Below are 13906 nucleotides of genomic sequence, written 5' to 3'. Positions count from 1 at the left end.
TTATGCACTTCCTTTCTTTCCTATTTTATAATTTTTTAGTGATAAGTTTTTTCCTTTAGAACTTGAAAGTATTGGACACGACTTTACAGCTTCCATTACTTTTTCTACATTCTTATCTACTGGTAAATAAGCAATCATTATACTTTCATCATTTTTATTCCTTCTAGGCAATGGTACGAATGAAGGTTCTCCATAATCTCCATATAAACCTAACCTTGAATATATATTGTATACTATCGCTTGTCTTTGACCTGAGTCAAACAATATTCCTGCATTAGCATAATCTTTATTTTTAGGAATTATTTTTATTCCTACACCTCTATTAATATATACTTCTCTATCACTTTTTAGACCTATATTTGTTATCCCTTTTAAATCTCCTACTTTCAATATAGACTCATCTACAAAACTAATCTCAGCAGGAATTACATCAGCTATGTCTCCAATACTTTTTCTAGTAAGGAGTTTTTTTAGTATAAAAGCTAATAATAATCCACAAATTGAACTTATTATTAGGCTCATACCTTCACTTATATTCGTTTCTGCAAGTATTACATAATACAATCCTATTGTTAAAAAGGATGTAACTATACACATATAATTTCTTACTTCGTAAGTTCTAGCTATCTCTTCTATGAATGCAGCTCCTCTTTTTACAAGTTGAACTTCCTCTAAATTTTGCAATGTATTTCTTCTATTTGCTCTCACTTGTCTAAATTGTTCTGCTGCTAGGGATAAAAATGTTATAGATGTATAAGAACGATTTATAAGAGCTGGAACCAATAATGCTCCTAGTGAAGAAGCGACGAATGCTAATATAAGTTGAGACAGTAAAACATTTGGTTGAGTTGGATACTGTTTTTGGTCTAAATTCAACATTATAACTCTAGATGTTATACCAATAATAACAGCAACAAAAAATACTCTATCCATTAAATCCCTCCTAAAATATTTAATCTAAAATATTACATTTAAATCTATAAAGTTTTTCTAGAAAAATCACTCTGTTTTCCTTTTGATGTTTCTATAATAGGCGTACTTTTCACTACATCTATCATGACATCTATATCTTTGAGTATTGGCATATATGGTATAACCACAGTACTTTTTTTTAAGTTAGTCTTAGATATAGCAACAATATCAACCTCATCTACATCTCTATCTATACCCATATGAATAAATAGATTATGTATTATAGCTTGTCTTTGCCCTATATCATTTACTATTCCAAATGCACCTAAATCTCTTGGTATAACTTCTACAGCCAGACATTCATTTCTATATTTTTCTCTTGTACTTTCTAGACCTATATTCGTTATTATTACATCATTTACCATTAAAATAGGTCCTTCAAAACTTATTTTCGCAGGAACTATATCCGCTATATCTGCTATACTGTTTCTTCTTAAAAATCTTCTAAAAATTAAACCAACAATAGACCCTGACACAATAGCTAATACTGTACAATAAAAAAAGCTAAGGTTATACTTTCTTGCAAAAACAATATAAACTATAGAAGATACTAATGCAGAAAAGAGACTTATATAACTTCTAGATTCATACGTAGATGCTATTTCTTCGACGTAAGCATCTCCCTTTGGTACTAATTCTTCATTGTCAATATTTTTTAATGTTATTCTCTCCTGCTCTGCAAGACCTTGAAACTGTTGTATTGCTACTGCAAAAAATGTCAATGCTGCAAACTCCTTGTCTATAAGTGCAGGCAATGCTATAGCACCTAATGAAGCTGAAAGCCCAGATATAATTATCTGTTCTAAATAATCTTGTGGTCTTGATGGGTATTGTTTGTCTGTAACTCTTAAAACTAATCCTCTACATAATATTCCTACAACTAGTGCAACTATAAAAGAGTGTCTAAATAAATTTGCATTCAATAAACTTTCTTCCATTTTCTCAGCTCCTTCTCTTATATAGTTTGTGCAAAAAACAAAAAAAATTCCCTTCTATTTAAGGAAATTTTTTTGTAATATTGTAACTATGAATTCGCTACCAATACCAAGTTCACTTTTTACTTTTATACATCCATTTAGCGATTTAACTATATGCTTAGTTATAGCCAATCCTAAACCCGTTCCTCCTACATCTCTACTTCTTGCTTTATCTACTCTATAAAATCGTTCAAATATGCGTTCTACATCTTCTTTTGGTATCCCTACACCATTATCTATAACTTTGATTACTATTTTTTCTTCATCTTTTAAAACTACAACTTGTACAATCCCATTATCCTGAGTATATTTTATAGCATTATCAACTAGGTTTAAAAATACTTGTTTTATATAATCCTTATTAGATAATATACTTATTGACTTATCATCACATTTGTATAAAATTTCTATATTTTTTTCACTAGCTGAATGTTGAGTTATTTCATATACCTCTTTAAATACATCATATACTACAACATTTTCCATAAGAAGAGTATCTTTATTTTCCACAAATGATAATAATAATATATCATCAATCAATCTTTTTAATCTATCTGATTCACTTTCTATTATTTCTAAGAATCTATTTCTAGTATTCACATCTATATTTTCATTTGACTTTAGTGTTTCAACAAATCCACTTATAGATGTAAGTGGTGTTTTAAGTTCATGACTTACATTTGCAACAAAATCACTTCTCATATTTTCAAGCTTAACTTTTTTAGTAATATCTTCTATATTTACTATCGAACCTATTATTACATTGTTGGTATTTTGAAGATAAACTGGGTCTACTTTTATTTTGTATACTATATCATCTTTAGTAGTAATATTGGCAGTTTCATTATCTTTAGAACCAATAAATCGAAGTATCTGTCTTAATATTTCTTCTTCTTTTATTACAACATTGATATTGTGACCTTCAACCAGTTGATTTGGTTCACTTTTTATCATTTCTTTTGCTTCATCATTTATCAGAAGTATATTTCCATTCACATCTATAGCCAGAATTCCATGAGATATACTCTTTAATATAGACCTTAACTGTAAATGCTTATACTGTACTTCTTCTAATGTTTTATCCATATTCTTTATCATATGGTTAAAATTTCTAGCTAATTCTCCAAGCTCTCCTTTGGCTGATATATTAAGCCTAGCATGGTATTCATTATTACTTACTTTTTTTGAGACATATATAAATTCTTTTAAATATTTTCTTAATGTTATTGTGTATCTTACAGCTAATATCACAATAACTATAGACAACATAACAATAAAAAAATATATACTGTTTAACTCTTCCACAAGATAACACTCCTAAAATATAACCTTTTTAATCTATTTTGTATCCTACACCTCTTATAGTCTCTATATATTTTTCTGATTTATCTTCATCTTCTATTTTTTTTCTTAAATATCTTATATGAACATCTACTGTTCTAGTTTCTCCATAGTATTCATATCCCCATATTTTATCTAAAAGATAATTTCTTGAAAGTACTTTTCCTTTATTTTGAATTAATAATTTTAACAACTCAAATTCCTTAAGTGTTAACTCTATCTTTTCAGAACCTTTAGTGACTTCATGCTTTGATAAATCTAGTTTTAAATTACCTGTAGTAAGTATATTATTTTCTTCACCTAAGCTAGTCAAGTTATATCTTCTTAAAACAGAACTAATCCTAGCTAACAACTCTTTTATACTAAATGGCTTAGTTATATAGTCATCAGCACCTATTTCAAGCCCTTCAACCTTGTCATTTTCCATATTCTTAGCAGTAAGCATTATAACAGGAATATTTTTTAAGTCTTTATCACTTCTTATTTTTCTCAAAACTTCTATTCCACTTATATTTGGTAGCATCCAATCTAAAAGTATTAAATCTGGTTTAATTTCCTTAGCTTTTACAAATCCATCAAACCCATCATATGAATAACTAACTTCATAATTTGACACCTCCAAATTGAATTTTAATAGCTCAACTATATGCATTTCATCGTCTATAACAAGCACTTTAGTATTCATTAAAAAGCTCCTCTCTATTTTATCTGTAGTACCGTTCCTATTCGTTCTGATGCCTTATTATGTTTTCTATAAGAGTGGAATTCATCTTCTTTACAACCAGTGCATAAATTTAAATTTATTATATTCTCTTTTTTAACTCCACTACATCTCAGCATATACTCATTAATTTTCCATAAATCTAAATAGTAACTTCCCTCTTTTATTATATAGAACTTTTCATCATTATTTGTAAGAATTGTGTTAAATTTTTCTACCAAATCCTCAGATACTTCATAACAACAAGGCCCAATTGATGGCCCAATTATACATACTAAGTCTTCAGGAGCTGTTTTATAACATTCAGACATTAATTGTATTGTTTTATGACCTATATTACTAAAAGTACCTCTCCAGCCTGCATGAGCCAGTCCTATGGCTTTATTTTTAGCATCTATGATTGAGATAGGTACACAATCTGCAGTAAATAGTAAAAGGGGTACTTTCTCTAAGTTTGTTATAAGTGCATCTCCATCTATTCTTTTCCCTATAGTATCTTCATTAACTACGTTAACTATATCTGAATGTATTTGAGAATTACTAGTTAAATTTTCAAATGTCAAATCACATTCTTTACATACTTTTAACATGTCTTCTTTATTTTTTGCATCTATATTCTTACATGTTATAACTAGATTTATAGAATCTAATTTTTCATCAAGTTCTTTACAATTACCATCTAAATTAACATACTCTTTAATATCTTGTACATTTTTTATATTTATATAATCTTTCATCATTTGTCTCCTTTTTCTATCAATATACTTTTAAGCTCATTTACAAAAGTATTTATATCTTTAAACTGTCTATACACAGAAGCAAATCTCACATAGGCAACTTCATCTAAATCTTTCAACTTATCCATTACCATCTCACCAATTTTTTTAGTTTCAATTTCTTCTATAAAACATTTATTTATTTCATTTTCAATATGTACAACAATACTTTCAATCTCTTCAATAGATACAGGTCTTTTTTCACATGCTTTTAATAACCCATATTTTATCTTTTCTCTATCAAAATATTCTCTATTATTATCTTTTTTAATAACCATTAAAGGAGTTGTTTCTATTTTCTCATATGTGGTGAATCTCTTTTTACACGATTCACATTCACGTCTTCTTCTGATAGATTTTAAATCTGTATGTCTAGAATCTATTACCTTTGATTCTTTATAATTACAATAAGGACATTGCATCTATATTCCTCCTTTGTTTAACTATATCTCAAACTCATCTAAGCTTAATTCTGAACCTATATTTACTATTATTGTATCACAACCTATTTTAAGTATATCATTCCAAAATATAACTTCTTCATCCCCTCCTCTTGAAAAAAAACTTCTACTTCCATCTCCAAAAATGGTAAATGAGACTACTTTCCCTTCATGAATATCCATATCTATGTCTATTATAAATCCCATCCTTTTTCCATTTTTTACATTTATAATTTCTTTTTCCATTATATCAGAAACTCTAATCATATTATACTCACCCTTTCTTTAAAAATAAATATGTATCGAAGTAAAAAAAAATGACCTATATAGGTCATTTAAATTAAAATAATGTTTACAGTCCATGGATTACTTATACATATTTTCTCATATTTTTTAAAGCATTCTTTTCAATTCTTGATACTTGTGCTTGAGATATACCGATTTCATCAGCAACTTCTATCTGAGTTCTTCCTTTGTAAAACCTTAAATCTAATACCAACTTCTCTCTACTATTTAATTTCTTAATAGCTTCTTTAAGTGATATTTCTTGCAACCAATTTTCATCAGTATCTTTTTTATCTTGAACCTGATCCATAACGAATATTGCATCTCCATTGTCTTGATATACTGGATCAAATAGAGATATTGGGTCTTGTATGGCATCAAGTGCCATTACAACTGACTCTACCTCTAATTCTAATTCTTTTGCTATTTCTGATACTGTAGGTTCTTTAGAATTTGTTCTAATTAATCTTTCTCTAACTTGTAGCGCCTTATATGCTATATCTTTTAATGATCTGCTTACTCTAATTGGATTATTGTCTCTTAAATATCTTCTAATTTCTCCTATAATCATAGGAACAGCATAAGTTGAAAACCTTACATTTTGACTTAAATCAAAATTATCTATAGCTTTTATAAGACCAATACAACCTATTTGAAATAAATCGTCTATATTTTCTCCTCTGTTGTTAAACTTTTTTATTACACTCAAGACTAATCTTAAATTTCCTCTTACAAACTGTTGTCTGGCTTCTTCATCACCATTTTTTATTTGTAATAAAAGTTCCTTCATTTGCTTATTTTTAAGAACTGGAAGTTCAGATGTATTAACACCACATATTTCAACCTTATTAACTTGCATACATTTTCAGTCCTCTCTCAAAAGTATTCATCTATTGAAATTATTTACATTTCCAATTTTTTTATACTTTTTAAGAAGAATTAATTTAACATTATACAAATTTTTTCATTTCTTTTTGTAATCTTGAAATTATTTTCTTTTCAAGTCTAGATATGTAGGACTGAGATATTCCAAGCATTCCAGCAACTTCTTTTTGTGTTTTTTCAATACCTTTATCTATAAGACCAAATCTTAATTCCATAATTTGCTTTTCTCTGTCACTTAATCTGTCAAGTGCCATAACCAATAAATCTCTGTCTATTTCTTCTTCAATTATTTTGTATATTTCATCATTTTCTGTACCCAAAACATCAGATAATAAAAGTTCATTTCCATCTAAATCTATATTTAAAGGTTCATCAAATGATACTTCGGTCTTCTTTTTATTATTTTTTCTTAAGTACATTAATATTTCATTTTCTATACATCTTGAAGCATAAGTTGCCAATTTTATGTTTTTATTCAGTTTAAAAGTATTAACTGCTTTTATCAAACCTATAGTTCCTATTGAAATCAAATCTTCTACATCTATACCTGTATTTTCAAATTTTCTTGATATGTAGACCACTAATCTAAGATTTCTTTCTATTAAAATCGACTTTACACTTTCATCTGTTTCTAGTTTTTGTAAAAGCTCCATTTCTTCTTCTGGTTTTAATGGAGGAGGAAGTATATTTGCCCCTCCCATATAATATATTCCCTTTGGCTTTATTATTTTTAATTTAATACCTAACATAGTAATAAAGCTTATAATTCTTTCTTTCAATCGTAACATTCCTTGTCCCCCTTAAATTTTTACCTAAAATCCAGGCAATATATTTGGATTCATTATTGCTCCATACTCTCTATCATTAAAATTTGAAATACCGAGTATTATATTTCCTATCTTTTGTTCATCTACTTCTATATAGTCAGCTTTTAAGCCTATTATTATGCTTGTCTTATTACTTCCAGCATGTTTATAAGGTATTATTCTAACTCTACCTGAAGTCTTATCATCTAAACTTCCTATAATTTCTTGTGCTTTTTTCATATCTATATCTTCATAATTAATATTTAATAGTTTTTCTGGAATAAATCCTTCTAACACACTTGACTTAACTATTATTACATCACTTTGACTTATTGGGTCTTTTAATAAATTTCCACTATCTACTAAAGCTGTACAGCAAAAACTTTTTTCCAGTAAGTTTATATTTATAGTCTTTGTAAGCTCCTTAATGTATTTAAGCATCTTCAAATCTTTATAAATGTATTTTAATAATTCGCAACTTACATAAGTACATGCAATTAAGAAAGATATTTTTAAATGACTTATTCCTGTAAAATAAATTATAAAATAAGTGCTTCCAGAAATAAAAATGTTTACTAGGTAAAAAACTAATGCTACATGAACATAATCTTTTTTGCTCTTACTTCTAAATGAAATTAAAGTTATTATACTCATGATTATTATTTTAAACGGCACAGTAAATAGTATATTCATTGATGGATACAAATAAGCAACAGAATAGGCACCTCCTAAACTAGCCCCCAACAACTTATTTTTTTTAGGATTATATTTTTTAGTAAGAATAGAAGTACAACTTATAATAATATAATTTATTACTAGGTTTTCTATAACATAGTACTCAATATACACCATGTATCCCCCCTTAAAACCTTTAAACATATTATAAGATAGTATGTACAAAATTTTATGTCACTTTTGATGGTCGAATCCAAAACAAATTCTATTTAAAAAGAACAATGATATATGTCTTATACTTTATGTCGCCAAAAGATATATTTTTAATATTAAACAAATAGACTTTTTTGTAGAATCCAATATATCTAGGTAGAAGTTATTCGTTCTATTTTTGGTATATTTCCATAAAAAAAGACCACACAATTTAATGATATATCAAGTAAATCTTTTACTTGTATAAAATCAAATTACATGGTCCATAAATTCAAATACAAACTTAAATTATTCTGCTAATAATCCATTTGCATATTTTGCAGATTCATCTAATGCTTGTTTTGGAGTTATATCTCCAGCTATCATCATTTGAAGTTGTTTCCATAAATATTCATATATCTCTACTCCATGAGGTCCAACTGTCAATGGTCTATACATATCCTTATCTCTTGTCACCATTTCTTCAAATCTTGGGTCTCCTTGGTATTTTTCACCTTTAGCAACTGGAGCTCTAGGTACTTCTTTATGGAAAGCTTCCATTGATTCTTTGCTTAACATATATTCAAGAAGTTTAAATCCAAGTTCTTTGTTTTTACATGCTGACATTAATGTTAAATCATCTACTGAAGCAAAACTACCAACTGTCTTATCTTCTAATGATGTTACATATCCCCAGTTTAAATCTGGGAATGATTTATCAAAGGTACTTGTAGCAGCAGAAGACAGCATTATAGTAAATGCAGCTTTTCCTGGCCCAAATACACTTTCAATCATTTCATTACTATCTTTTGATAAAGCATCTTCTGGAATATATTTTTTCATATCATTTATAAAGTTTGCAGCTTTTAAACCTTCTTCATTATTAAACTTAACTGATTTTAAATCATCATTATATATATCTCCACCAGCTTGCCATAAATACGGATACCAGTTCCAGTTTAAGCTTCCAAATACTTTAGAACCCCAACCTTGTGCAAGACCCCATTGGTCGATTTTTCCATCTCCATCAGTATCTTTTGTTGCTTTTTCACATATTCTTTTAAAATCATCCCATGTTTTTGGAGGTTTCTCTCCTAATTTTTCTAGTATATCTTTATTGTAGTACAATACACCTGGATTAGCAGCTTCTATAGGTAAACCATAAATACCACCCATCATTTTTGCATCATCTAAGTATAGATAATTATCTGAAGTTCCTGATTTCTCTAGATAAGGTGTCAAATCTTCTACTGCACCCATTTCTATAAATTGAGGGAACATCTCTGCATACATGTACCCTATATCTGGACCTTCACCTGCACTTATTGCAGTTGCATATTTTTCTGCGTAGTTATCCCATGGTACTATTTGGAATTCAATTTCACAGTTGTTTTCCTTTTCAAATTTTTCAAATATTGGCTTCCATGCGTCTTCATCATGGTCTGTTAATGGTGCAGACCACACAACTAATTTTTCTTTACTATCTTTACCTTTAGAATCTTCTTTTTTTGAACATCCGGCAAGAATTGATACTGATAGAATACCTATCATAACTAAAGAAATAACTTTTTTTAGTTTAATCATGCTTAATCCCCTTTCAGACTTTAATTTGTCTTTTTCCTCAAATATTTACAATTTAATTCAGATTTAATATTAGCAAATAAAACTACCGTTGTCTAATAACAAAAAACTATAATAGCTCCTATAACTATATTTTTTTTCTATCTATATTAAATTTTATTTATATACTAAAAAATTTATTTATTATATATCATCAATATTTAAAGTATATTTTAAAATCTAACTATTTAAATTGGACAAAATAAAAAGAAGTCTATTGACTTCTTTATAAGCTTACATATTATCTTCTTCTTCTTAGGAATGTAGGTATCTCCATGCTCTCATCATCATCTTCTTCAATTATACTTGCCTTTTTAGGAGGCTCTATTTTTTCCTCAACGATGGCTTCTTCTTCAATTTCTTTTACAGCTTGCTTTACTGTTGTATTTAATGAAGAACGTATGCTTGATTTAGGCTTAGTATCTAAATCTAAAGAACCATTTTGTAATCCTTCAAATCCTGTTGCGATTACTGTAATCATTATTTCATCACCTAAATCTTCTTTTATAGAAGCTCCAAATATAACATTTGCCTCTGGGTCACAAGATTCCATAACTAAAGTAGATGCCTCATTAACTTCAAATAATCCTAAGTTAGGACCACCTGTAACATTAAGAAGAACTCCTTTAGCACCCTGTATTGATGTTTCTAGAAGCGGAGATTGAATAGCTTGTCTTGCAGCATCTATTGCTCTAGTTTCACCACTGGCACTACCTATACCCATATGAGCAAGACCCTTGTCTTTCATTATAGTAGTAACATCTGCGAAGTCCAAGTTTATTAACCCTTCAACTGCTATAAGGTCAGAAATTGATTGTATACCTTGTTTTAATACATCATCTGCAACTGCAAAAGCATCTAACATTGAAGTATTTTTTTGTACTATTTGTAAAAGTCTATCATTTGGTATTGTTATAAGAGTATCTACTTTTGATTTAAGTTCTGCTATTCCACCTTCAGCATTCTTCATTCTTATTTTACCTTCAAATGCAAAAGGTTTTGTAACTACACCTACTGTAAGTATACCCATTTCTTTTGCCAAGCCTGCAACTACTGGAGCAGCTCCTGTACCAGTACCACCGCCCATTCCAGCTGTAACAAAAACCATATCAGCTCCTTGAAGTAACTTTACTATTTCATCTTTACTCTCCTCAGCAGCTCTTTTTCCTACCTCTGGATTTGCTCCTGCTCCAAGTCCTCTAGTTAATTTTTCTCCTATTTGAACTTTATATTCAGCTTTTGATGTATATAAAGCTTGTTTATCTGTATTTACTGATATAAATTCAACGCCTTTTAGTTGAGCTTCTACCATTCTATTGACAGCATTGTTTCCACCGCCACCTACACCTATTACTTTAATTTGTGCACATTCTTCTAATTCTACGTCAAAGTTTAGCATCATAAACCCCCTTCTCTCATGATTCAAAGTTATCGTATGTATTAATTATATCATTTTCTTCTTTTATTTTGTTAACCTTTAAGTAACATATTCCACAAAAACGTAAATTTTCCTTTTTAAATTTCTTACTTATATTGTCAAATATTACTCTTTAAGTATAAAATAATTTATGTATATATTAAATGCTCTTTAATTTTTACGTTTTTTATTCATAATATTACTAATAATATAGCGTCTAATTATGGATAAATTATTAAACAATCTCATACCAAAAACTAATACAGCAACATAGTAAATAGAAACTCCTAATTTTTCCCCTATATAAGTCAATAATATAGCCAATATAGCATTACCTATGAAACCAGTAACAAAAATTACATTATCATAGTTATCTTCAAAACTGGACCTTATCGCTCCAAAGATAGAATCCATTATTGCAAGAATAGCTACTGACATATATATAGAATAATCCATAGAATATGTAAATGGAATATAGTAACCTACTACTACACCAAATGCTAATCCTCCTAAAACCCATAACATAAATCTTCACCTCTTTATTTTACTTTGAAACACAACTATATTACAATCCTTTTTATTAATTTTTTTTACTTTTTATTAATTTTTTTATATTTTTCGTTTTATTTTGCAAATAAATTCACTTTATTTCCATTATTTTCCTGTATTTTTATATTAATTCCATATATGTCCTTAAGAGACTTAGCATATGATTCTGGAGAATTTATAGCAGCACTTAATAAATCTATATCTCCTATAGCTTTTATTATAAATGGTTGTCCATATGTTGTATCATTTACTGTAATAGTAGCTCCTGAACATTTTATCTTACTTGTTGCTAGTACTCTTTCTCCATTTATAGAAATTGCTTTTGCACCAGCCTTTTTTAAATCATTTAAAACTCTCAAAATATCTATATCGTGTATAATCAAATCATTTGGATTCTGCCCATCTTTTAATTCTCTCTCACTATCCTCCATAGTAATAGTTATACCTGGTCCTGTAACAGTTGAATAACCACTTAATGCTTTAATTTCTTCAAGTTCTTTTTGCATAAGTGTTTGAACAGATTCATTTCCATTCTCTTTTGCTTCTTTATATTCATTCAAAGTTTTTTTGTTACTTTTAAGTGTTTCTTTTAAACTTTTTATTTCTTTTTTTGTATTTTCTACCTCACTCTCAATATTTTCAGTTTGACTCAATGTTATGTACACTCTATTTGGGTCTAGTGATTTTATATAAGTTGATATGAAAATACCTAATATGAATGCTCTCAATATAACTATTTTCTTTTTCATACTATTATTTCCCCTCTACTTTGTTTATATCACTATGTCCATCTATTTCTATATTGTCTTCTTTAGTCACTTTTATCTTGGCATTATAATATGTTTCTATTTCCCAGACAATACCATATTTTATATTAAGTGCAGAAGCTAATGTATCAGAATCACCAATTGCTTTTATTATGATTGGTTCTTTTATAACAGTGTCATTCATATAAAGCTTATCCTCTTTTAAATACATATATGTATTAGAAACTATTCTCTGGTCATTTATAGATATAGCACTTGCCTGTGCTGAATTTAATTTATTTATCATTGACAATAATAAATCATAATTATATAGTATACTATCATTTTTATCAAAGTTTCCTAAGTCTTTTGTAGAATTTATCTCAACTTTTATACCTGTTCCTTGAACATCTGTATATCCAGCTAATGTTTCATATTTTTCTATCTCTGACTTAAGTATATCTTGTTCTCCTTCAGTATTTTTGCCTCTATAAGTCTCTATATCTTTCTTCACACTATTAACTTCTGACTGTAAATCCTCTTTTTCTTTTTTTAAAGATTTAAGTTCTTCTGTAAGTTGCTCTCCTCTTTTAAAAGTTGTCATCCCTCTATTTTCTATATTAATAATTTTAAGTTGTAAACTAACAAGAACACCCAATACAATACTTCCTATGACTATACTTTTATTTATAAATCTTTTTTTCAATATATCACTTCCTTACAATTGTCTATCCTTCTGGACTATACACAGCTAACTTTCCATAATTAAGATTTATAGTCCCTCCATTAGTATTTTTATTTTGCAGGTCAATCAGAATTTTACTTACCCTAGATATATTATAATCTAAGTTATCATCATTAGAAAGTAAGATTTTTATATTGCTTCTTGTAAGCATATTTATATTTCCTTCTTTTCTTAAGTTTACATAATTTATTTTTCTATAAATACCTTCCTCTTTTAAACAATTTAAAGTTTTAAATACATTCTCCTTAGTTTTATAATTTTTAAATTTTATTGATTTAGTATCATCTACACTATAATCTACATCTACTATCAAGTCTTTTTTACTTTCATTAGTACCTCTAAGTTCTTCCAACAAATTGCCTTTTTTATCTATATAACAATAATTATCTCCATCTTTTAATACTGCAAATATTTCTTTTTCTTTTAAACTTATAATTATCTTATTTGGAAGTTTTCTTTTTATCTCTACATTTTCTATATATGGATTTTTTATAAGTTCATTTTTCATATCTTTAAAATTGTATGCAAATATATTTTCATGTAGATTTATATTTAGTTCTTTCATTATATTTGATTTAGTTACTCTCTTATTTCCAATTATATCTATTTTCTTTACATCAAATAAATCGCTTTTTACAATCATACATATACCAAAAGACAACATGAGTATAAAAACTAAAACTATCATGACATTATTCGTATTTAACTTCCTTCTTTTTTTCAAATATAATCAACCCCTTTGGTTAATAAATACACCTT

At 27.9% G+C, this 13906-nt stretch carries 16 protein-coding genes; all 16 read right to left on the bottom strand.

The window, feature by feature from the left end; all coding sequences use genetic code 11:
* Nucleotides 1-933, bottom strand: a complete 933-nt coding sequence (locus KGF42_RS02910; protein ID WP_227821146.1) for a YIEGIA family protein — start codon at nucleotides 931-933, stop codon at nucleotides 1-3.
* 44 nt (nucleotides 934-977) lie between these two features.
* On the bottom strand, nucleotides 978-1910 hold the full coding sequence (locus KGF42_RS02905) for a YIEGIA family protein (protein WP_227821147.1): 933 nt from the start codon (nucleotides 1908-1910) through the stop codon (nucleotides 978-980).
* Nucleotides 1911-1964: 54 nt separating this feature from the next.
* Complete coding sequence (locus tag KGF42_RS02900) at nucleotides 1965-3254, bottom strand: HAMP domain-containing sensor histidine kinase (RefSeq protein WP_227821148.1); 1290 nt, start codon at nucleotides 3252-3254, stop codon at nucleotides 1965-1967.
* A 28-nt stretch (nucleotides 3255-3282) separates the two neighbouring features.
* On the bottom strand, nucleotides 3283-3975 hold the full coding sequence (locus KGF42_RS02895; RefSeq protein ID WP_227821149.1) for a response regulator transcription factor: 693 nt from the start codon (nucleotides 3973-3975) through the stop codon (nucleotides 3283-3285).
* A gap of 14 nt (nucleotides 3976-3989) precedes the next feature.
* Entirely contained in the window at nucleotides 3990-4751 is a 762-nt protein-coding gene (gene pgeF, locus KGF42_RS02890) for a peptidoglycan editing factor PgeF (RefSeq protein ID WP_311315295.1), read from the bottom strand.
* Nucleotides 4748-5209, bottom strand: a complete 462-nt coding sequence (gene nrdR, locus KGF42_RS02885) for a transcriptional regulator NrdR (RefSeq protein WP_227821151.1) — start codon at nucleotides 5207-5209, stop codon at nucleotides 4748-4750. Before nrdR ends, pgeF begins: the two co-directional genes overlap by 4 nt.
* Nucleotides 5210-5230: 21 nt before the next feature.
* Nucleotides 5231-5494 (bottom strand): YlmC/YmxH family sporulation protein, encoded by a 264-nt coding sequence (locus tag KGF42_RS02880; RefSeq protein WP_003416105.1) that lies wholly within the window; start codon nucleotides 5492-5494, stop codon nucleotides 5231-5233.
* Between the two features lie 103 nt (nucleotides 5495-5597).
* Nucleotides 5598-6371: an RNA polymerase sporulation sigma factor SigG gene (gene sigG / locus KGF42_RS02875; RefSeq protein ID WP_003416101.1), complete on the bottom strand. Its 774-nt coding sequence runs from the start codon at nucleotides 6369-6371 to the stop codon at nucleotides 5598-5600.
* Nucleotides 6372-6462: 91 nt separating this feature from the next.
* The gene (gene sigE / locus KGF42_RS02870) at nucleotides 6463-7185 is read right to left on the bottom strand and encodes an RNA polymerase sporulation sigma factor SigE (RefSeq protein WP_003416098.1); all 723 of its coding nucleotides are present in this window, start codon (nucleotides 7183-7185) and stop codon (nucleotides 6463-6465) included.
* 24 nt (nucleotides 7186-7209) lie between these two features.
* The gene (locus KGF42_RS02865; protein ID WP_079740138.1) at nucleotides 7210-8055 is read right to left on the bottom strand and encodes a sigma-E processing peptidase SpoIIGA; all 846 of its coding nucleotides are present in this window, start codon (nucleotides 8053-8055) and stop codon (nucleotides 7210-7212) included.
* A 324-nt stretch (nucleotides 8056-8379) separates the two neighbouring features.
* Nucleotides 8380-9654, bottom strand: coding sequence for an ABC transporter substrate-binding protein (locus KGF42_RS02860; RefSeq protein ID WP_227821152.1), 1275 nt, complete (start codon nucleotides 9652-9654; stop codon nucleotides 8380-8382).
* Between the two features lie 277 nt (nucleotides 9655-9931).
* Nucleotides 9932-11089 (bottom strand): cell division protein FtsZ, encoded by a 1158-nt coding sequence (gene ftsZ, locus KGF42_RS02855; protein WP_054274623.1) that lies wholly within the window; start codon nucleotides 11087-11089, stop codon nucleotides 9932-9934.
* Nucleotides 11090-11278: 189 nt separating this feature from the next.
* Nucleotides 11279-11632 (bottom strand): small basic family protein, encoded by a 354-nt coding sequence (locus tag KGF42_RS02850; protein ID WP_227821153.1) that lies wholly within the window; start codon nucleotides 11630-11632, stop codon nucleotides 11279-11281.
* A 98-nt stretch (nucleotides 11633-11730) separates the two neighbouring features.
* The gene (locus KGF42_RS02845) at nucleotides 11731-12405 is read right to left on the bottom strand and encodes a DUF881 domain-containing protein (RefSeq protein WP_227825665.1); all 675 of its coding nucleotides are present in this window, start codon (nucleotides 12403-12405) and stop codon (nucleotides 11731-11733) included.
* A 4-nt stretch (nucleotides 12406-12409) separates the two neighbouring features.
* The gene (locus KGF42_RS02840; protein ID WP_107595490.1) at nucleotides 12410-13108 is read right to left on the bottom strand and encodes a DUF881 domain-containing protein; all 699 of its coding nucleotides are present in this window, start codon (nucleotides 13106-13108) and stop codon (nucleotides 12410-12412) included.
* Between the two features lie 22 nt (nucleotides 13109-13130).
* Nucleotides 13131-13871: an FtsQ-type POTRA domain-containing protein gene (locus KGF42_RS02835; RefSeq protein ID WP_227821154.1), complete on the bottom strand. Its 741-nt coding sequence runs from the start codon at nucleotides 13869-13871 to the stop codon at nucleotides 13131-13133.
* Nucleotides 13872-13906 lie beyond the last annotated feature (35 nt).

This window comes from Clostridioides sp. ZZV15-6383 (genome assembly GCF_020657735.1).
Taxonomy (GTDB): Bacteria; Bacillota; Clostridia; order Peptostreptococcales; family Peptostreptococcaceae; genus Clostridioides; species Clostridioides difficile_D.
Note: the sequence above shows the minus strand (reverse complement) of the source record. Positions and strands in the feature narration are given on the sequence as shown.

Bases quoted from the DNA above. Each gene is read 5' to 3' on its own strand.
- KGF42_RS02910 (WP_227821146.1), bottom strand. From the start codon at position 933: ATGGATAGAGTATTTTTTGTTGCTGTTATTATTGGTATAACATCTAGA.
- ftsZ (WP_054274623.1), bottom strand. From the start codon at position 11,089: ATGCTAAACTTTGACGTAGAATTAGAAGAATGTGCACAAATTAAAGTA.
- KGF42_RS02895 (WP_227821149.1), bottom strand. From the start codon at position 3,975: ATGAATACTAAAGTGCTTGTTATAGACGATGAAATGCATATAGTTGAG.
- KGF42_RS02860 (WP_227821152.1), bottom strand. From the start codon at position 9,654: ATGATTAAACTAAAAAAAGTTATTTCTTTAGTTATGATAGGTATTCTA.
- nrdR (WP_227821151.1), bottom strand. From the start codon at position 5,209: ATGCAATGTCCTTATTGTAATTATAAAGAATCAAAGGTAATAGATTCT.
- sigE (WP_003416098.1), bottom strand. From the start codon at position 7,185: ATGTTACGATTGAAAGAAAGAATTATAAGCTTTATTACTATGTTAGGT.
- KGF42_RS02905 (WP_227821147.1), bottom strand. From the start codon at position 1,910: ATGGAAGAAAGTTTATTGAATGCAAATTTATTTAGACACTCTTTTATA.
- KGF42_RS02865 (WP_079740138.1), bottom strand. From the start codon at position 8,055: ATGGTGTATATTGAGTACTATGTTATAGAAAACCTAGTAATAAATTAT.
- sigG (WP_003416101.1), bottom strand. From the start codon at position 6,371: ATGCAAGTTAATAAGGTTGAAATATGTGGTGTTAATACATCTGAACTT.
- KGF42_RS02850 (WP_227821153.1), bottom strand. From the start codon at position 11,632: ATGTTATGGGTTTTAGGAGGATTAGCATTTGGTGTAGTAGTAGGTTAC.
- KGF42_RS02845 (WP_227825665.1), bottom strand. From the start codon at position 12,405: ATGAAAAAGAAAATAGTTATATTGAGAGCATTCATATTAGGTATTTTC.
- KGF42_RS02880 (WP_003416105.1), bottom strand. From the start codon at position 5,494: ATGATTAGAGTTTCTGATATAATGGAAAAAGAAATTATAAATGTAAAA.
- pgeF (WP_311315295.1), bottom strand. From the start codon at position 4,751: ATGATGAAAGATTATATAAATATAAAAAATGTACAAGATATTAAAGAG.